Consider the following 19,130-nt stretch of genomic DNA (forward strand, 5'->3'; position numbering starts at 1 on the left):
TCTCGCTCCGCTCGCTCAGCGACCGAGCCGAAGGGCGCTCCCCCACCCTGACCGAGGGAGGACTGCGCTTCGTCTCGCTCCGCTCGCTCAGCGACCGGACCGGCACCCGCGCCCCACCGGCCCCTGAGCGAGGGAGCGCAGCGACCGAGACGAAGGGCGCTCCCCCACCCGGTCCCTGAGCGAGGGAGCGCAGCGACCGAGACGAAGGGCCCCGTCAGCCCTCGAGGAGATCGAGCAGCCAGCGGGCGCCGCGCACGGCGGCTCCGGCATCCGTCACCCGCTCGGCGAGTCTGCGGTCGCTCGTGACCACCGTCACCGTGCGGCCGGCGGCGAGCACATCGCGGGCGACCTCGACGATCGCGTCGTCGCCGGACGCCTCGGCGCGCACGACCGCGATCCCCTGCGTGTCTGCGGCCGCGCGGGCCTGCCCCTCCACGACGGCGGTCCACTCCGGGTGCCACGTGTGCTCGGGCAGGTCGAGAGCGGATGCCGGCACCCCCTGGTCCGCGAGGTCGGCGAGGCGTGCGATGAGGCGCGTGGCCGCCCCGGGGCGGTCCCGCCACCAGCCGTCGGGCACGGCGCCCATCACGTTCGCGACGTCGACGACCACCGCCGGCCGCACCGGAAGAAGGGCGCGCAGGCGCTCCCACGACGCGGCGAATCCGGGATGCAGCGGGTAGTCCGTGACGTCGACGACGGGCACCCAGGCGAGCTCACGGCTCTCGGGATCGCTGATGGCGGGCTCGAACGGCACCACCACGTCGCCGACCACGGTGGTGTAGCTCCAGTAGCCGAGGTCGAACACGCTCTGCACCCGCGGGCGGACGGCGGCGCGCGGCACGCCCGCCTCTTCGGCCGCCTCGCGCAGGGCCCCGTCGCACGCCGACTCGCCCTCGTGGCGCGCGCCGCCGGGGAGCGCCCAGGTGTCGCCGAAATGGCTCCACGACACCCGGTGCTGCAGAAGCACGCCGCGCTGCGGGTCCAGAGCCAGCAGCCCGGCGGCACCGAACCGGCCCCAGTACCGCTCCCCCGAAGGCGCGACGACCCACGCGTCGCCCGGATCCCGCGGACCGTGCGGTCGCCGCGGCTCGTCGGGCGAGAGAGGCTCGATCGTCACCCCGCCAGCCTGTCACACGCGCAGGATGCCGCGGACCGCCTGACGCCGTTCGTCACGGGAGCGCATCGGGCCGCGCATCCCGGATCGGCACGGTCGGGCAGCACCACCCCTCCCGGCAGAATGGCCCGATGGACTACGACCTCGACGACGACCCGGCACGCATCCAGCCCGACATGGTGTGGGGGTGGCTCTCCACCGAGGCGTACTGGGGGCGTACGCGCACGCGCGCCGACGTCGAGGCCCAGCTGGCAGGTGCCTGGCGGGTCGTCGGCGCGTACCGCCGCGACAGCGGTGAGCAGGTCGGCTTCGCCCGCGCCGTCTCGGACGGGGTGAGCATCGCGTACCTCGCCGATGTGTTCGTGCTGCCCGACCATCGCGGTCACGAGCTCGGCAAACGGCTGATGCGTCTCATGATCGACGACGGTCCCGGGGCCGAGATGCGCTGGATGCTGTTCACCGACGACGCGCACGGGCTCTACCGGCAGTTCGGCTTCGCCGCGCCCGACGCCACAGCGATGGTCCGTCCCTCGCTGTACCGCCGCAGCGTCGAGTCCTGAATCGTCGCCGCCGCCGAGGCGGACGAACGAGAAGACGGATGCCTCGGCCCGAGGCATCCGTCTTCTCACGGTGCGTCAGCGCTGGCGACGCTCGCGAACACGCATGTTGATGACGATCGGCGTGCCCTCGAAGCCGTACAGCTCGCGCAGGCGGCGCTGGATGAAGCGTCGGTAGCCCGGGTCGAGGAATCCGGTCGTGAAGAGCACGAAGGTCGGCGGACGCGTCGACGCCTGCGTGCCGAACAGGATGCGCGGCTGCTTGCCGCCGCGCAGCGGGTGCGGGTGCTCGGCGATCAGCTCGGTGAGGAACGCGTTGAACTTGCCCGTCGGGATGCGCTGGTCCCACGACTCGAGCGCCGTCTCGAGCGCCGGCACCAGCTTGTCGAGGTGACGACCGGTGCGGGCCGAGATGTTGACGCGGGGCGCCCACGCGACGTGCGCGAGATCCTGCTCGATCTCGCGCTCGAGGTAGCGGCGGCGGTCCTGGCCGTCCATGTCGTCGTCGTTCAGGCGATCCCACTTGTTGAACGCCAGCACGAGCGCGCGGCCCGACTCGAGCACCAGGTCGATGATGCGCACGTCCTGCTCGCTGAGCGGCTGCGTGACGTCGAGCACGACGACGGCGACCTCCGCCTTCTCGAGCGCGGCCGAGGTGCGCAGCGACGCGTAGAAGTCGGCGCCCTGCTGCAGGTGCACACGGCGACGGATGCCGGCGGTGTCGACGAAGCGCCACATCTTGCCGCCGACCTCGACGATCTCGTCGACCGGGTCGCGGGTGGTGCCGGCGAGCTCGTTGACGACCACGCGCTCCTCGCCGGCCGCCTTGTTCAGCAGCGACGACTTGCCGACGTTCGGGCGCCCGAGGATCGCGACGCGGCGCGGGCCGCCGATCTCGTGCTTGGCGACCGCCGACACGTCGGGCAGCACCTTCATGATCTCGTCGAGGAGGTCCGCGACACCGCGGCCGTGGATCGCCGAGACCGGATACGGCTCCCCGAGCCCCAGGTTCCACAGCACGGCGGCCTCGGGCTCCTGGCGGGCGTCGTCGATCTTGTTGGCGACGAGGAACACCGGCTTGCCCGCCTTGCGGAGCAGGCGCACCACGTGCTCATCGGTCGACGTGGCGCCGACCATAGCGTCGACGACGAACAGCACGACATCCGAGAGGTCGATCGCGACCTCGGCCTGGAGGGCGACCGAACGGTCGATGCCCTTGGCGTCGGGTTCCCAGCCGCCGGTGTCGACGAGCGTGAAGCGGCGGTCCATCCACTCGGCCTTGTACGTGACGCGGTCGCGGGTGACACCCGGGGTGTCCTCCACGACGGCTTCGCGGCGTCCGAGGATGCGGTTCACCAGCGCCGACTTGCCGACGTTGGGGCGGCCGACGATCGCGACCACCGGCAGTGCCGGCAGGAACTCGATGCCGTCCTCGCCGCGGACGAGGCCCTCCAGGAGCGCCGCGTCCTCCTCGTCCAGGTCGTAGTCCTCGAGGCCGACGCGCAGCGCGGCGGCCCGCTGCTCGGCGAGGTCCTCGTCGAGCGCGGCGAGGTTCTCCGCGAGGTGGTCGTCGCCGGCCTCGAACTCGTCGAAGTCGGCGTTGTTGTCAGCGGCCATCTCAGGCTCCTGTCTGCAGTGGGTCGACCGCGGGCGCGCCCGAGGCGGCCTGGATCACGCCGAGCACGGCGTCCACGGTCTGGTCGAAATCAAGGTGGGTCGAGTCGACGACCTCCACGCCGGGCGCGGCGGTGAGGAAGTCGACGACGGCCGAGTCGGACGCGTCGCGCTGGTGCAGCGCCGCGGCGACGGCCGCGGCATCCTGGGTCGTCACCTCGAGGCTGCGGCGCGCGGCACGAACCTCCGGCGCGGCGGTGAGGAGGATGCGCACGGGCGCGTCGGGCGCGACGACGGTCGTGATGTCGCGCCCCTCCACGACGACGCCGGGGCGTCCGGAATGCGCGACCAGCGAGCGGAACAGCGCGTTCACGGACTCGCGCACGGCGGGCACACGGGCGACGCCGCTGACGGCATCCGACACGCGCGGCTCACGGATGGCGTCCGTGACGTCTGTCTGCCCCACACGCACCCAGTACGCGTCGGGATCGAGCGAGATCGCGTAATCGAAGTCGCCCGAGACGTCGAGGACGGATGCCGCGTCAGAGGTGTCGATGCCGTGCTGGAGGGCGTGCCATGCCAGGGCGCGGTAGGCGGCGCCGGTGTCGAGGTACCCGTAGCCGAGGCGCCGCGCGACCTGCTTGGACACGCTGGACTTGCCGCTGCCGGCGGGGCCGTCGATGGCGACGACGAGGGGCTCAGTCATTGGTGGTGCTCGCAATCTTCCAGCCGCGCGACTCCAGGCCGTCGACCGCCCTGCGCACGGCGCTGGGGACGACGCTGATCTCGGCGAGGCCGAACTGGGCGCCGGGCGAATGCTCCAGGCGCAGGTCTTCCACGTTGACGCCGAGGTCGCCGAGCTCGCCGAACAGGCGGCCGAGCTGCCCCGGAGTGTCGTCGACCATCACGACGACCTGCTCGAAGCGACGGTTCTGGCCGTGCTTGCCCGGCAGGCGCTCCACCCCGTCGTTGCCGCGGCGGATGGTGTCGGCGACGGCACGGCGCGCACCCGGCGCGTCGGGCTCGCGCAGCGCGTCCGCGACGGCGCTCAAGTCGGCAGCGAGCAGGTCGAGCACGTCGACCACCGGCGCTGCGTTGGCGCCGAGGATCTGCACCCACAGTTCGGGGGCGGATGCCGCGATCCGCGTGGTGTCGCGCACACCCTGGCCCGCCAGGCGCAGCGAGCCGTCGGGGGCGTCGACGAAGCGGCCGGCGAGCAGGCTCGCGACCAGCTGCGGAACGTGCGACACGAGCGCGACGCCGCGGTCGTGGTCTTCGGGGGTCATCTCGATGGGCGTCGCGCCGAGGTCGAGGGCCAGGCCCTCCACCAGCGCGAGATCCGCCGACGGCGTCTCGCCGTCGCGGCAGACGACCCACGGCCGGCCGACGAAGATGTCGGCGCGGGCCGAGATCGCGCCGCCCCGCTCGCGCCCGGCGAGCGGATGCGACCCGATGTAGTGGGTCAGGTCGACGCCGCGCTCGCGCAGCGTCCGCAGCGGTTCGAGCTTGACGCTGGCGACGTCGGTCACCACCGCGCGCGGGTACCGTGCGAGCTCGCGCTGGATCACATCGGCGGTGACATCGGGTGGGACGGCGACCACGACGAGCGACGGATCGTCGGACTCCGCCGCGCGGCGCCCGGCACCGTAGTCCACGGCCAGGCGGAGCTGCGAGGGCGACGTGTCGTCGAGCGCGACGTCGACGCCGCGTGCCGCGAGCGCGTGACCGATGCTGGCGCCGAGCAGGCCGGCACCGACGATCCGCACCGTGCCCTGCACGCGCGGGGCGAGAGCGGACTCGACGGCGCGCTCGCGCGCCGAGGTCGGCCTCGTCTCGGTCACTTGCGTCTCCTGTTCACCCGCGAGGCGGCTTCCGTGCGCCGCCAGGGGGACATGTCACTGCGGCGTCGGATCGCCATCGGGGGTATCGGTCGCGTCCTCCGCCGGCGGGGAAGAGGTCGCACGGCGCGCGAGAGTCAGCAGAGCGCCCCGCTCCACTTTAGTCAACTCGCGGGCTCGCCCGGCTGGCAGCGTTCCCAGGTGGAGCGGACCGAACTGCCGGCGCACCAGTTCCACGACCGGATGCCCCACCTCAGCCATCATGCGGCGCACGATGCGATTGCGTCCGGAGTGCAGGGTCAGCTCGACGAGGGAGCCGCCGCCCTCCGCCGAGGAGGAGAGCAGCCGTGCCTTGTCGGCGGCGATCGGACCGTCCTCCAGCTCGACACCGCGCAGCAGCCGCTGGATCGTCTGCGGCATCACGCGCCCGTCGACCTTGGCGATGTAGACCTTGGTCACGCCGAACGACGGGTGGGCCAGCACGTGTGCGAGCTCGCCGTCGTTGGTGAGCACCAGCAGACCGCTGGTCTCGGCATCCAATCGCCCCACGTTGTAGAGCCGCTCCTCCCACTCCTTGGTGAAGCGGCGCAGGTCGGGGCGGCCCCGGTCGTCCTTCATCGAGCTGACCACGCCGGTCGGCTTGTTGAGCATGACGTAGCGCTTGGACTGGTCCAGCTGCACCGCCGTGCCGTCGACGTCGACGAGGTCGTTCTCGGGGTCGATGCGCGAGCCGAGCTCGGTCACCACCTGGCCGTTCACGCGCACGCGACCTTCGACGATCAGCTGCTCGGCCACGCGCCGAGAGGCCACCCCCGCGTTCGCGAGCACCTTCTGCAGCCGCACGCCTTCCGTGCTCTCGGCCGCTGCGGTCATCGCCGCACCCCCTCATCGATCCCGTCGCCCTCGCCGGCGCGCGCGACCTCGTCGGCGCCGTCCAGCAGGGGCGAGATGTGCGGCAGCTCGTCGAGCGAGTTGATGCCCAGGTGCATCAGCAGCGCGTCGGTGGTGCCGTAGTTGATGGCGCCGGTCTCGGCATCCGCGAACAGCTCCGTGATGAGCCCGCGCGCGAGCAGCGTGCGCACAACCGAGTCGACGTTCACGGCACGGATCGAGGCGACCTGGCTACGGGTGACCGGCTGCTTGTAGGCGATGACGGCGAGCGTCTCGAGCGCCGCCTGCGACAGGCGCGACGGCGCCTGTCCGCCGACGAACTCGGCCACCAGGTCATCGAGCTCCTCGCGCACGTAGAGCCGCCAGCCCCCGCCGACCTCGCGCAGCTCGAAGCCGCGCACCGGTCCGCCCGAGCGGCCGTCGTAGTCGTCGACCAGCGCGTCGACCGCCTGCCGCACGGCCGGCACCGGCGCGCCGACCGCGGTGGCCAGGCTCACCAGGCTCTGCGGCTCCTCGACGACGAGCAGGATCGCCTCCAAGCGCCGCGCGACGTCGGAGGTCGTGACGACCACGGCCTCGGTGTCCGGGGTGCCGTCCTCCACGGACGGAGGCGTCGGATCATCGGTCATAGTCGGCTCCCAAAGTGGCGAGGTTCTCGTCGCTCCAGCGCTGCGCGCTCCAGCGGAGGGTCAGCTCGCCCAGCGGCTCGAGCTGTTCGAAGGACAGGGCGGCGTGGCGATACAGCTCCAGCACCGACAGGAAGCGCGCCACGACCACGCCCGGCTGACCGACGCCGGCGATCAGCTCGCGGAAGGTCAGGGCTCCGGCATCCCGCAGCAGCGTCACCACGATCGCCGCCTGCTCGCGGATGCTGACCAGCGGGGCGTGCAGGTGATCGAACCCGATGCGCGGGATCTCCTTCGGCGTCATCGCCAGGAGGGCGAGCGCCGCGAAGTCGTCGGCGCTCAGCGACCACACGAGCTCCGGCACCGCGTTGCGGTACTTCTCGTCGAGGCGCACCGAGCGGGCATGACGCACGCCCTCGCGACGCAGGCACCTTTCGAACCAGGCCGAGACCTCCTTGAACGCGCGGTACTGCAGCAGGCGCGCGAACAGCAGGTCGCGTGCCTCGAGGAGCGCCACCGACTCGGCGTCGACGAGCTCGCCCTGCGGCAGAAGACCGGCGACCTTCATGTCGAGCAGCGTCGCCGCCACGACGAGGAACTCGGATGCCTCGTCCAGCTCCTCGCCGGGCCCGAGGTCGCGCAGGTAGGCGATGAACTCGTTGGTCACCAGCGACAGCGACACCTCGGTGATGTCGAGCTCGTGCTTGGAGATGAGGGTCAGCAGCAGGTCGAACGGACCGTCGAAGTTCGACAGCGACACCCGGAACCCGGGATCCGCCTCTCCCCCGCCGGCGGCGGGAGCCGCAGCCCCGGGAGCGGACCCCTCGGGCCGCAGCGCGGATGGATCAGGCGACAGCACCACGGGCGACCAGCTCCCGCGCCAGTCGCAGGTAGGCCTGCGCGGCGGCGTGCTCCGGCGCGAACTCGGTGATCGGCATGCCCGAGACCGAGGCATCCGGGAACTTGACGGTGCGGCCGATGACGGTCTCAAGGACGTCGTCGCCGAACGCGTCGACCACACGCTCGAGAACCTCACGCGAGTGCAGCGTGCGCGGGTCGTACATCGTGGCGAGCACGCCGTCGAGCGTGATCGTGGGGTTGAGCCGGTCGCGCACCTTGTCGATCGTCTCGATCAGCAGCGCGACGCCGCGCAGCGCGAAGAACTCGCACTCCAGCGGGATGACCACGCCGTGGCTCGCGGTGAGCGCGTTCACCGTCAGCAGGCCCAGCGATGGCTGGCAGTCGATGAGGACGACGTCGTAGTCGGCGCTGAGCCGGCGCAGTGCCCGGGCGAGCGTCTGCTCGCGGGCCACCTCGTTTACCAGGTGCACCTCGGCGGCCGACAGGTCGATGTTCGCCGGGATCACGTCGAGGTTCTCGACCCGCGACTGCACGATGACCTCGCGCGGGTCGCGCTTGCTGTCCAGCAGCAGGTCGTAGATGGTCGGGATGTCGTGGGTCTGGATGCCGAGACCCGCAGACAGCGCACCCTGCGGGTCGAAGTCGACGGCGAGCACCCTGCGGCCGTAGCCGGCCAGCGCCGCGGCCAGGTTGATCGTGGTGGTCGTCTTGCCGACGCCGCCCTTCTGGTTGCACAGCGAGATGATCCGGGCCGGGCCATGGCCGTCGAGCTTCGGCGGTGTCGGGAATCCCTGGTACGGCCGTCCGGTCGGGCCGATGGGGACGTCTGTCCCCGCGGTCTTCACCGACCTGGTCTTCGCCGTGCTCTCAGCCACCGTGCTCCCGCTTCCTCGTGCTCGCTCGATCCTAGTGGGCTGTAGGGCAATCCTTCAGCGCAGCGCCGTCTCCACGGCACATGCAGGGCGTGCGCGGCGCCCGCGCGAGGCGGGCGCCGCAGCTCGATCAGCGCGCTGCGCCGGCGAGCGTTCCGGTGACCTTCGCGCCCGAGGGATCCCAGGCGACGCAGAGGACCTCGCGGTCGCCGCCGTCCCACGAGCCGGCGGTCGGGTACATCGGCCAGTAGTCGAGAGCGGACTCCTCGTAGGCCAGGCCGATGAACGTGGTGAACTGCGGCACGCAGGTCGCCTGGGCGTCGGCCTTGATGGCCTCCTCGCCGGGGTAATTCCCCTCTGCCAGGTCGTACGCGTAGTAGACCTCGTCCTCGTGCGGCTGGTCGCACGGAACGACGGGCACATCGCTCACCTCTTCGGTCGAAGAGACCTCCGACGTATTCAGGCAGTCACCCACGCGGACCGCGAAGACGTCGGCGTTGTCCACCTGCTCGGTGACCTCGCCGGTGTCAGCGTCACGGACCGGCTGCGACGCCGGCGTGAACTGGTTGATGAGTGAGCAGCCGCTCAGGCCCACCGCTGCTGCGACGGTGACGGCTGCGAGTGCGATTCGGACATAGTTGTACTTCATACATCCCCCCGGATGAATCGACGAGGTCTGTCCGGGTGACAGACCTCCGACCGCTCAGTCTGTCGGAACTCGGTGTCTCATCGCGAATCGGCTACCGGGCGCGCGGGTGGGAGGTCGCATAGACGTCGCGCAGCGCGTCCACCGACACGTACGTGTAGATCTGCGTCGTCGCCACCGACGCGTGGCCGAGCAGCTCCTGCACCACGCGCACATCGGCGCCGCCCTGCAGCAGGTGGGTCGCGAACGAGTGCCGCAGCGTGTGCGGCGACACGTGCGCGGTCAGGTGCGCGCGCTCGGCGGCGGAGTGGATGACGAGCCAGGCGCTCTGCCGCGACAGCGGCGCACCGCGGGCTCCGAGGAAGAGCCGCGAGCTCGCACGCCCCCGGCGCGACAGCTCCGGGCGGGCGCGCGTGAGGTACGCGTCGACTGCGGCGCGGGCGTACGACCCGACCGGCACGATGCGCTCCTTCGAGCCTTTTCCCCGCACGCGCAGCACATCACCGTGCGCCATGTCGTCGACATCCAGCTGCACGATCTCCGAGACGCGTGCACCGGTCGCGTACAGCAGCTCCAGGAGCGCACGGTCGCGCAGGCCCACGAGGTCTCCGGGCGCCGCCCCGACCCCGTCGGCGCCCCCGGCGAGAACGGGCGCCGGGCCGGAGGCATCCAGCAGCCGCTCGACCTGATCGATCGTGAGCGCCTTCGGCAGCCGGCGCGCCTGCTTCGGAGGACGCAGGTTCGACGACGGGTCGGCCGGCTCGATGCCCTCTCGCGCCAGGAAGCGGTGCAGTCCCCGCACCGAGGACTGCAGGCGCGCCAGCGACGACGCCGCGATGGGCGGCTGCGCCGCGGCGCGGTCGGCGACGAAGCTGCCGAGCATCACCGGCGTCACGGCCGAGGTGTCCTCGACGCCCTGCTCGTGCAGCCACACGACGTAGCCGGCGAGATCTCGCCGGTAGGCCGCCACGGTGTTCTCCGACAGGCCGCGCTCGATCGAGACGTGGCGCAGGTACGCGTCGACCGCCCGCTCAAGCTGCATGCCCGGCCTCCCGGAGTCGCACGTCAGGTCCTCGACGCCTCCGCGGGTGCCGGCCGGCCGCCCGCGCGCAGACGTTCCGCTGCCGCGAGCACGCCGACGGCGAGGATGCCGTTGCGGATCCGCCCCGCGAGGATCCCGGCGGCCGCGTCGGCCAGCGGCAGCCACTCGAGGCGGATGTCGGCCTCTTCGTCCTCCCGCGCGTGCACGCGGCCGGCGGGACCGAGCCCTCGCGCGAGGAACAGGTGCACGATCTCGTCGTTGCCGCCCGGCGTGGTGAAGATGCTCACCAGCGGCTCCCACGAGGACGCGACGAGGTCGGCCTCCTCGGCGAGCTCGCGCTGCGCCGCGACGAGCGGCGACTCGCCTGCGATGTCGAGCAGTCCCGCCGGGATCTCCCAGTCGCGCATGCGGATGGGATGCCGGTACTGCTGGATCAGCAGCACCCGGTCCTCATCGTCGAGCGCCACCACCGCCGCCGCGCCGGGGTGATCCACGTAGTGACGCACGATCCGCCCGTCGCCGTAGGCGACGGTGTCGCTGCGTACGTCCCACGCCCGGCCCTCGAAGACCAGCTCGCTGTCGAGGACCGTGACGTCGACGGGCTCGTCCGCGAGCGGGCCCGCCGACGGCGCGGCCGAGGCGCCGGGCTGCGGCATCCGTTCGTCCGTCACGTCAGCCGTTCTCGACCTCGAACAGCTCGCTCGAGCGGTGACGCTCGAGCGCCGCGCCCACGAGTCCGCGGAAGAGCGGGTTGGCGTCCGTCGGGCGCGAGCGCAGCTCGGGGTGCGCCTGCGTGGCGATGTAGTACGGGTGCACGTCGCGCGGCAGCTCGACGTACTCGACGAGGTTCAGGTCCGGGTTGATGCCGGAGAACACCAGGCCGGCCTCGGCGATCTGGTCGCGGTAGCGGTTGTTCACCTCGTAGCGGTGGCGGTGTCGCTCCGACGCCCGGTCGGCGCCGTACACCTCGGCCGCGATCGACCCCTCGGCGAGCTCGGCCGGGTACAGGCCCAGCCGCATCGTGCCGCCCAGGTCGCCGTGATCGAGGATGTCGACCTGCTCCTCCATGGTCGCGATGACGGGGTGCTTCGTGTCCGGGTCGAACTCGCTCGACGATGCATCCTCGATGCCGGCGACGTGGCGCGCGTACTCGATGACGATGCACTGCAGACCCAGGCAGATGCCGAGCGTCGGGATGCCCTGCTCGCGCGCGAACTTCAGGGCGCCGATCTTGCCCTCGATGCCGCGGATGCCGAAGCCTCCCGGGATCACGATGCCGTCGAGTGGGCCGAGCGCCTTGGCGGCGCCTTCGGGCGTCTCGCACTCGTCCGAGGGGATCCAGCGGATGTTGACGTGCGTCTCCTGCGCGAACCCGCCGGCCTTGAGGGCCTCGGTGACCGAGAGGTACGCGTCGGGCAGGTCGATGTACTTGCCGACCAGTCCGATCGTGACCTCGTGCTTGGGGTTGTGCACGGCGTTCAGCACGCGCTGCCAGCGGGACCAGTCCACGTCCGCCGCCTTCGACAGGCCCAGCGTGCGCACGATGTACTCGTCGAGACCCTGCTCGTTGAGCATCGACGGGATGTCGTAGATGCTCGGCACGTCGACCGCGTTCACCACCGCGCCCTCGTCGACGTCGCACATGAGCGCGATCTTGCGCTTGTTGGACTCGGTGACGGGGCGGTCGCTGCGCAGCACGAGCGCGTCGGGCTGGATGCCGATGCTGCGCAGCGCGGCGACGGAGTGCTGCGTGGGCTTGGTCTTCTGCTCCCCTGACGCGCCCATGAACGGCACGAGCGACACGTGCACGAAGAAGACGTTCTGGCGTCCGAGCTCGTGGCGGATCTGACGCGCCGACTCGATGAACGGCTGCGACTCGATGTCGCCGACCGTGCCGCCGATCTCGGTGATGATGACGTCGGGCTTGGGCGTCTCATCCGCCTGCAGACGCATGCGCCGCTTGATCTCGTCGGTGATGTGCGGGATCACCTGCACGGTGTCGCCGAGGTATTCGCCGCGGCGCTCCTTGGCGATCACCTGCGAGTAGATCTGGCCGGTGGTGACGTTGGCCGCCTGGCTCAGCTCGATGTCGAGGAACCGCTCGTAGTGGCCGATGTCGAGGTCGGTCTCGGCGCCGTCGTCGGTCACGAAGACCTCGCCGTGCTGGAACGGGTTCATCGTGCCCGGGTCGACGTTCAGGTACGGGTCGAGCTTCTGCATCACGACGCGCAGTCCGCGCGCCGTGAGCAGGTTTCCGAGGCTCGCCGCGGTCAGGCCCTTACCCAGAGAAGAAACGACACCACCGGTCACGAAGATGTGCTTGGTGGTGTCGTTCGAAGTGTCGCCGCGGAAAGAATCAGAAGTCTGCATCACGGGCTTTTATCCTATCAGTCGACTTCGGTGCGAAGGCTGAGCAACTCGCGTGCGTGTGTCAGGGCGGCATCCGAATCGGGCATGCCCGACAGCAGACGGGCCATCTCGGCCTCCCGGTCGGCCCCGTCGAGGCGCCGGACATCGGATGCCGTCACCGAGCCGTCGTTCGCCTTCACGACCGTGAGGTGGTTCGCGGCGAACGCGGCGACCTGCGCCAGGTGCGTGACCGCGATGACCTGCGAGGACTGCGCGAGTCGCGCCAGACGCCGGCCCACCTCGATGGCGGCGGCGCCGCCGATGCCGGCATCCACCTCGTCGAACACGAACGTCGGGACCGGGTCGACCCCGGCGATCACGACCTCGATCGCGAGCATCACACGACTGAGCTCTCCCCCGCTCGCGCCGCGGGACACGGCGCGAGGCTCGGCACCCGGGTGCGGGGCAAGCAGGATCGCGACATCGTCGCGCCCCGACGCGGACGGGGCGCCGTCCGAGACGGCGACCTCGAGGCGGGCATCGGGCATCGCGAGAGCGCGCAGCTCCGTGGTGACGGCGGCGCCGAGCCGCACCGCCGCTTCGGTGCGGGCGGCGGTGAGCGCCGCGGCGGCGTCGTCGAGGACGGATGCCGCCGCATCGCGCTGCTCGGTCAGCCGCTCGATGCGGTCCGAATCGTCGTCGAGCTCGGCGAGGCGGGACGATCCGGTGTCGAGCAGGTCGATCGCGGCATCGAGCGAGCCGTGCGTGCGCACCAGGGCGGCCAGCACCGCGCGACGCTCTTCGACGGCGGCGAGCTCGTGCGGGCCGGACTCGTCGAGGTCGGCGAGATACCCCGCCAGTGCGGCGGCGACGTCGGCGACGCGGTAGCCGAGATCGGCCAGCTGACCGGACAGCTCCGCGAGGACCGGATCATGCACCCGCTCCAGCGCGCGGCGGGCCTCGGCCAGCAGTGCGCCCGCGTCGGGCTCGTCGCCCTCGCCCGACAGTCCGTCGTGGGCGGTGGCGGCCGCGACGCGCAGCTCCTCGGCGTTGGCCAGGCGTTCCGCACGGGCGGCGAGGTCGGCGTCCTCGCCGGACTCGGGTGCGGCCTGCTCGATCTCGGCGAGCTGCTCGCGAAGCTCGGCCGCCTCCCTGGCGCGCGCATCACGATCGTCCGTGAGCTGTGAGAGCTCGCGGTCGACCGCGCGCCAGTGCTCGAACGCGCGGCGATAGGCATCACGCGCGGTCTGGACGCGTTCGCCGCCGAAGCGGTCCAGCGCCTCGCGCTGGGCCGTCGCCGACCTCAGTCGCAGCTGTTCCGACTGCCCATGGACCACGACGAGCTCGTCGGCGAGATCGGCGAGCACGCCGGCCGGTGCTGCGCGGCCGCCGACCGAGGCGCGGCCACGTCCTTCGCTGGAGATCGAGCGACCGATGTACAACTCGGCGCGGCCGGCACCGATGGGCTCGACGTCGCCGCCGGCCTCGCGCACGCGCGCGGCCACCGGCCCGTCCTCAGGCACGATCCAGACGCCGTCGACGGTCGCCTGGCTGGCTCCGGCGCGCACCGCGCCGGAGTCGGCGCGCTGACCGAGCAGCAGCCCGAGTCCGGTCACGACCATCGTCTTGCCCGCGCCGGTCTCCCCCGTGATGGCGGTGAAGCCGGGCCCGATCGGCAGCGTTGCCTCGGCGATCACGCCGAGATCGCGCAGGCGCATCTCTTCGATCACCGGGCCACCTCCGGATCGGCCGCGGGGGCCGCATGGCCCGCTTCGCGGGTGTCCGCCGTGGCGGAGGCATCCTCCGCAGTCGCGATGTCGTCCGCGACGGGCAGCACACCGGTGATCGCCGCGGGACCCCGCCACCCCTCGACGGGCAGGCGGAACTTCCGCACCAGCCGGTCGGTGAACTGGGCGGGGTGCAGCCGCGCCAGGCGCACCGGCCGGTCGGACCGCCGCATCACCACGCGTGCGCCCGGAGGCAGGTCGTGCGAACGGCGGCCGTCGCACCAGAGGATGCCGGTGCCGTTCGTGCGCTCCAGGACCTCGATCGCCACGGCGTGCTCCGGCCCGACGACCAGCGGCTTGGCGAACAGGGCGTGCGCCGACAGCGGCACCACCGCGATCGCCTCGACCGTCGGCCAGATCACGGGGCCGCCGGCGGAGAAGTTGTACGCCGTCGACCCGGTGGGAGTCGACACGACCATGCCGTCGCAGCCGAACGTCGACAGCGGACGGCCGTCGATCTCGACGACGACCTCGAGCATGCGCTCGCGACTGGCCTTCTCGACGGTGGCCTCGTTGAGCGCCCACGTCTCGTAGATCACCGAGTCGCCGGTGTCTTTCACGCGCACCTGGAGCGCCATGCGCTCCTCGACCTCGTACTCCCGCGCGATGACGCGCCGGACGGCCTCGTCCATGTCGTCGCGCTCGATCTCGGCGAGGAAGCCCACGTGTCCCATGTTGACGCCGAGTACCGGCGCGCTCCCGTCGCGGACGAGCTCCGCGGCGCGCAGGATCGTGCCGTCGCCGCCGAGCACGATCGCCAGTTCGATCGCGGCGACCGGAACGTCGACCCCGAGGATCGCGACATCCGCCAGCGCCGCGCCCGCATCGACGAGCTCTTCCCTGTCGTCCGGGGCCAGCACGGGACGCGCGCCGGCGGCGCGCAGCGCGGCCACGACCCGCTCGGCCGCGGCGACGGTGTCGGCGCGATGCGCGTGCGCGACGGCCAGGATGCTGCGCTCGGCGCGTGCGTCGGCGTTGTTCATCGGCTCCCCGCCAGTCGGTTCACGGTGCCCAACCATTCTGTCGGATTGCTCCCCCGGCCCGGCGCGAAGTGGGCGATGTACTCGGAATTCCCGTGCGTACCCGCGATCGGGGAGGAGACGAAGCCGAGCGTGCCCAGACCCGCGTCCCAGGCCGCCCACAGGACGCCGGCGACCGCGTCGGCCCGGAGCACCGGGTTGGTCACCAGTCCGCCCTTGACGGCGGTACGACCCACCTCGAACTGCGGCTTGATCAGCAGCACCACGTCGGCATCGGGCGCCGCGACAGCCGTGACGGCGGGCAGCACGTGCGCGAGCGAGATGAACGAGAGGTCTCCGGTGATCACCGAGGGCGCGGCATCCACTCCGCTCGCCGCCGCCAGCGACGCCGCCGTCATGTAGCGCACGTTGAAGCCCTCGATCGACTGCACACCCGGGTCGTCGGCGACGGATGCCGCCAGCTGCCCGTGCCCGACATCCACCGCGATGACCGGCTCGGCGCCGCGCTCGCGCAGCACCTGGGTGAAGCCGCCGGTGGACGCGCCCATGTCGAGGGCGACCCTGCCTCGCACGTCGACGTGGAACGCGTCGAGACCGGCGATGAGCTTGTGGGCCGCGCGGCTGACGTAGTGGTCGGCGCCGGCGACCTCGATGACGCTCTCTTCACCGACTGCCGCCGACGCCTTCACGACGGGGCGGCCGTCGACGGTGACGAGCCCCTCCGCGATCAGCGTGGCCGCGTGCGTGCGGGAGCGCGCGAGCCCTCGGGCGGCGAGGGCGGCGTCGAGTCGGACCGTCATGACGGCGCGCCGGGGGTCGCCTCGAGGCGACGTGCCAGCGTGTCGTGCAGCGTCTCGTACGCGTCGGCGCGGGTGGCGAGCGGCTGCGCCTCGATCACCTCGAGGGTCGACAGCAGATCGCCGGTCTCGTCCTCACGGTCGCGGGCCTGGTCCATGTCCCCAGGATACGGGGGCGTCGTGGAAGTCCCGGGGATCAGGGCCGGTGGAACGGGTCCGCGTACAGGCGCTCGGGCACCCGGAACCCGAAGATCGCGCGCCCCGAGTCCCAGATCGCCGCGGCGCCGGCGCGCACCAGATCGATGGGCTGCTCGCCCTCGCTCAGGATGCGCACGTCGGGCCCGTCGATCTGCACGCGCGCGCCGCGCACAGCGGCGATGCCGTCGGAGACGCGCACCTGCGGGTACGGCTCGTGCAGCTCGCGCAGGTCGCCGAGGATGAACGTCGGACGCGAGCTCTCGGGCGCCGCCAGCACGTGCTTGGGCCGGTCGACACCGGTCAGCACGAGCGCCGACGCGATCCCGGCCCGGTTCGCGCCGAGGATGTCGGTGTCGAGCCGGTCGCCGAGGAAGAGCGGATGCCGCGCCCCGAACCGGGCGACGGCCTCCTCGAAGATCGGGACCTCGGGCTTACCGGCGACGGTCGCGAGTCGGCCCACCGCGGTGTGCACGGCCGAGACCAGGGTGCCGTTGCCGGGGGCGATGCCGCGCGACTGCGGGATGGTCCAGTCGGTGTTGGTGGCGACCCAGGGGATGCCGCCCTCGTCCTCCGGCGTCTTCAGCGCGAAGGCCGCCTCGGCCAGCTGCGTCCAGCCGACCTCGGGAGCGAACCCCTGCACGACCGCCGCGGGGGCATCGTCGGCACTGCGCGTGACGACGAAGCCGGCCTTCTCGACCTCGACCACGAGCCCCTCGCCGCCGACGACGAGCACGGTCGAACCCGGCGCGATCTGCTCGGCGAGCAGGCGCATCGCGGCCTGCGGGCTGGTGACGACGTCACGCGCGCCGGTCGCGAGTCCGAGCTCGCTCAGGTGCGCAGCGACGGACGCATCGGTCCGTGACGCGTTGTTCGTGATGTACGCGAGGGCGCGCCCGTCACGAGCGCGATTCAGGCTCTCGACGGCGTGCGGGAGCGCGCCCGAGCCCGCGTACACGACCCCGTCGAGGTCCGCGAGCACGACATCGACGCCGTCCAGCGGGGAGGGCGCCGCTGCGCGCCGCCCGAACAGCGCCATCAGCGTGTGGCCTCGTCGCCGCCGTCCGAGCCTTCGTCGCCGGCCTCGTCGACGCCGGCTTCGACCAGGATCTCAGCGACCTCGTCCGCGACCGAGACCTCGCCCGCTGCGGCGGACTCGTCGAGGTCGTCCTCGGCCCCGTACGCGTCATCGGACTCGTCGAGGTCGTCGTCCTCATCCAGGTCGACGACGCCGTCCGCGTCCTCGACGTCGCCGCGCGACTCGTCCTCGTCGTGCTCCTCGAGCACCTCTTCGACGAACACCGTCTCCAGATCGCCGACACCGGATGCCGCATCGATGGCCTCGGCTGCGACCTCCGCGCGACGGCGCCACTGGGCGGCCTCGTCTTCGCGTCCGAGTTCCTCCAGCACCGCGGCGCGCGCGGCGAACAGTCCGGGGCTCCACTCGAAGGCGCGATCGGGGTCGAGCTCCGGGATGTCGAGCTCCTGCAGTGCGCGGTCGGTCTCACCGAGGTCGAGACGGGCGCCCGACATCGCGATCGCGAGCTCGACCCGCACCGGCGTCTCGAGCGAGGCGCGATCGACCGAGCGTCCCACTTCGAGCGCGCGGTCGGGGCGCCCGACACCGCGCTCGCTGTCGACCATGAGCGCGATCTGGTCGTCGCGGCCGGAGATGCGGCGATAGGTGCGCAGCTCACGCAGCGCGAGCGCGAAGTCGCCGGTGGCGTAGGCGGTGATCGCAAGGGTCTCGCGGACGACGGCGATGCGGCCGGCGCGGCGGGATGCCGACAACGCGTGCTGGTGCGCGAGCTCGGGGTCTTCGTCGATCAACTGCGAGGCCATCGCGAGGTGACGCGCGACCAGGTCGGCGTTCTCCTTGGTCAGCGTCTTCAGCTCGTTGCGAGCCGCCGGCGCGAGGTCCTGCGCGATGACCTCGTCGGGGATGATCGGGTCATCGTGCCGGGCACGCACCGGACGGATCTCACCCTCGCGCACGGCACGGTCCGGACGGTCGGCGCCACCGCGCGTGGGGCGCGCGCTGCGCTCAGCAGGACGACGGTCGCCGTAGGAACGGTCGCCATCACGCTTCGCGTGCGGACGGTCGCCATCACGCTTGGCGTACGGACGGTCGCCATCACGCTTGGCGTACGGACGGTCGCCATCACGCTTGGCGTAGGGACGATCACCGTCACGCTTGGCGTACGGACGGTCACCGTCGCGCTTGGCGTAGGGACGGTCACCGTCGCGCTTGGCGTAGGGACGATCACCGTCACGCTTCGCGTAAGGACGGTCACCGTCGCGCTTCACGTAAGGCTTGTGATCACCGTCACGCTTCGCGTAAGGACGGTCACCGTCGCGCTTCACGTAAGGCTTGTGATCTCCGTCACGCTTCGCGTAAGGACGGTCACCGTCGCGCTTCACGTAAGGATTGTGATCTCCATCGCGCTTGGCGTACGGCTTCTGATCACCGTCGCGCTTCACGTAAGGACGATCACCGTCACGCTTGACGTATGGCTTGTGATCACCGTCACGCTTCGCGTACGGCTTGTGATCTCCGTCACGCTTCGCGTACGGCTTGTGATCTCCGTCGCGCTTCGCGTAGGGACGGTCTCCATCGCGCTTGACGTACGGACGGTCACCCTCACGCTTGGCGTACGGCTTGTGATCTCCGTCACGCTTCGCGTACGGCTTCCGGTCTGCACCAGCCGAGGACGGCTTCCGGGTGGATCGTTCGCGCGACGCGCGACTCTCGTCGCGTGGCTCCTGCTCTGCCATTGTTCGATCCTCCTGGATGCGGTCTTCGTCGGCAATCCACCGTGTTAACGCGGAATGGCCACCCTGCGTTGGGTGGCCATTCCGTGTAATGGGTGTCCGGCGGTGTCCTACTCTCCCACAGGGTCCCCCCTGCAGTACCATCGGCGCTGAGAGGCTTAGCTTCCGGGTTCGGAATGTGACCGGGCG

20 protein-coding genes and 1 rRNA gene are annotated in these 19,130 nt (G+C 71.6%); 2 read left to right on the plus strand and 19 right to left on the minus strand.

Annotated elements, in window-relative coordinates:
- Positions 1–214: 214 nt before the first annotated feature.
- Complete coding sequence (locus AC1DDU_RS18690) at positions 215–1,117, minus strand: NUDIX domain-containing protein (RefSeq protein ID WP_477436751.1); 903 nt, start codon at positions 1,115–1,117, stop codon at positions 215–217.
- Between the two features lie 128 nt (positions 1,118–1,245).
- Between AC1DDU_RS18690 and AC1DDU_RS18695 the strand changes: the two genes are divergently transcribed.
- The gene (locus tag AC1DDU_RS18695; protein WP_477436753.1) at positions 1,246–1,674 is read left to right on the plus strand and encodes a GNAT family N-acetyltransferase; all 429 of its coding nucleotides are present in this window, start codon (positions 1,246–1,248) and stop codon (positions 1,672–1,674) included.
- Positions 1,675–1,749: 75 nt separating this feature from the next.
- Here the strand turns inward: AC1DDU_RS18695 and der are convergent, their stop codons facing one another.
- The 17 genes from der to AC1DDU_RS18780 all read right to left on the minus strand — a co-directional run bounded on the left by der (position 1,750) and on the right by AC1DDU_RS18780 (position 18,140).
- Positions 1,750–3,288, minus strand: a complete 1,539-nt coding sequence (der, locus tag AC1DDU_RS18700) for a ribosome biogenesis GTPase Der (RefSeq protein ID WP_477436755.1) — start codon at positions 3,286–3,288, stop codon at positions 1,750–1,752.
- Between the two features lies 1 nt (position 3,289).
- On the minus strand, positions 3,290–3,991 hold the full coding sequence (gene cmk, locus AC1DDU_RS18705; protein WP_477436757.1) for a (d)CMP kinase: 702 nt from the start codon (positions 3,989–3,991) through the stop codon (positions 3,290–3,292).
- The gene (locus AC1DDU_RS18710; RefSeq protein ID WP_477436759.1) at positions 3,984–5,126 is read right to left on the minus strand and encodes a prephenate dehydrogenase; all 1,143 of its coding nucleotides are present in this window, start codon (positions 5,124–5,126) and stop codon (positions 3,984–3,986) included. Before AC1DDU_RS18710 ends, cmk begins: the two co-directional genes overlap by 8 nt.
- A gap of 54 nt (positions 5,127–5,180) precedes the next feature.
- Positions 5,181–5,996, minus strand: coding sequence for a pseudouridine synthase (locus AC1DDU_RS18715; RefSeq protein WP_477436761.1), 816 nt, complete (start codon positions 5,994–5,996; stop codon positions 5,181–5,183).
- On the minus strand, positions 5,993–6,643 hold the full coding sequence (gene scpB / locus AC1DDU_RS18720; protein WP_477436763.1) for an SMC-Scp complex subunit ScpB: 651 nt from the start codon (positions 6,641–6,643) through the stop codon (positions 5,993–5,995). The genes AC1DDU_RS18715 and scpB overlap by 4 nt, the downstream gene beginning before the upstream one ends.
- Positions 6,633–7,502 (minus strand): segregation and condensation protein A, encoded by an 870-nt coding sequence (locus AC1DDU_RS18725; protein ID WP_477436765.1) that lies wholly within the window; start codon positions 7,500–7,502, stop codon positions 6,633–6,635. Before AC1DDU_RS18725 ends, scpB begins: the two co-directional genes overlap by 11 nt.
- A complete protein-coding gene (locus tag AC1DDU_RS18730) occupies positions 7,486–8,376 on the minus strand; it encodes a ParA family protein (protein WP_477436767.1) in 891 nt (296 codons plus the stop codon). The genes AC1DDU_RS18725 and AC1DDU_RS18730 overlap by 17 nt, the downstream gene beginning before the upstream one ends.
- Before the next feature lie 127 nt (positions 8,377–8,503).
- Positions 8,504–9,022, minus strand: coding sequence for a septum formation family protein (locus AC1DDU_RS18735; protein ID WP_477436769.1), 519 nt, complete (start codon positions 9,020–9,022; stop codon positions 8,504–8,506).
- 91 nt (positions 9,023–9,113) lie between these two features.
- Positions 9,114–10,061, minus strand: a complete 948-nt coding sequence (gene xerD, locus AC1DDU_RS18740) for a site-specific tyrosine recombinase XerD (protein WP_477436771.1) — start codon at positions 10,059–10,061, stop codon at positions 9,114–9,116.
- A gap of 23 nt (positions 10,062–10,084) precedes the next feature.
- On the minus strand, positions 10,085–10,717 hold the full coding sequence (locus tag AC1DDU_RS18745) for an NUDIX domain-containing protein (RefSeq protein ID WP_477436897.1): 633 nt from the start codon (positions 10,715–10,717) through the stop codon (positions 10,085–10,087).
- A gap of 16 nt (positions 10,718–10,733) precedes the next feature.
- Complete coding sequence (locus AC1DDU_RS18750; RefSeq protein ID WP_477436899.1) at positions 10,734–12,431, minus strand: CTP synthase; 1,698 nt, start codon at positions 12,429–12,431, stop codon at positions 10,734–10,736.
- 17 nt (positions 12,432–12,448) lie between these two features.
- Complete coding sequence (gene recN / locus AC1DDU_RS18755; RefSeq protein ID WP_477436773.1) at positions 12,449–14,140, minus strand: DNA repair protein RecN; 1,692 nt, start codon at positions 14,138–14,140, stop codon at positions 12,449–12,451.
- Complete coding sequence (locus tag AC1DDU_RS18760) at positions 14,137–15,180, minus strand: NAD kinase (RefSeq protein WP_477436775.1); 1,044 nt, start codon at positions 15,178–15,180, stop codon at positions 14,137–14,139. Before AC1DDU_RS18760 ends, recN begins: the two co-directional genes overlap by 4 nt.
- Positions 15,177–15,977, minus strand: a complete 801-nt coding sequence (locus AC1DDU_RS18765) for a TlyA family RNA methyltransferase (protein ID WP_477436777.1) — start codon at positions 15,975–15,977, stop codon at positions 15,177–15,179. Before AC1DDU_RS18765 ends, AC1DDU_RS18760 begins: the two co-directional genes overlap by 4 nt.
- Positions 15,974–16,132 carry a hypothetical protein gene (locus AC1DDU_RS18770; protein WP_477436779.1) on the minus strand — a complete coding sequence of 53 codons (159 nt, stop codon included), beginning with the start codon at positions 16,130–16,132 and terminating at the stop codon, positions 15,974–15,976. The genes AC1DDU_RS18765 and AC1DDU_RS18770 overlap by 4 nt, the downstream gene beginning before the upstream one ends.
- Positions 16,133–16,170: 38 nt before the next feature.
- Positions 16,171–17,208 carry an HAD-IIA family hydrolase gene (locus AC1DDU_RS18775; RefSeq protein ID WP_477436781.1) on the minus strand — a complete coding sequence of 346 codons (1,038 nt, stop codon included), beginning with the start codon at positions 17,206–17,208 and terminating at the stop codon, positions 16,171–16,173.
- Entirely contained in the window at positions 17,208–18,140 is a 933-nt protein-coding gene (locus tag AC1DDU_RS18780; RefSeq protein ID WP_477436783.1) for a hypothetical protein, read from the minus strand. The genes AC1DDU_RS18775 and AC1DDU_RS18780 overlap by 1 nt, the downstream gene beginning before the upstream one ends.
- Here AC1DDU_RS18780 and AC1DDU_RS18785 point away from each other — a divergent pair.
- Positions 18,126–18,992 carry a hypothetical protein gene (locus AC1DDU_RS18785; protein WP_477436785.1) on the plus strand — a complete coding sequence of 289 codons (867 nt, stop codon included), beginning with the start codon at positions 18,126–18,128 and terminating at the stop codon, positions 18,990–18,992. The genes AC1DDU_RS18780 and AC1DDU_RS18785 overlap by 15 nt on opposite strands.
- A 46-nt stretch (positions 18,993–19,038) precedes the next feature.
- Here AC1DDU_RS18785 and rrf read toward each other — a convergent pair.
- A 5S ribosomal RNA gene (gene rrf, locus AC1DDU_RS18790) occupies positions 19,039–19,130 on the minus strand; the annotation flags it as partial.

Source organism: Microbacterium sp. 05T445 (assembly GCF_056395865.1).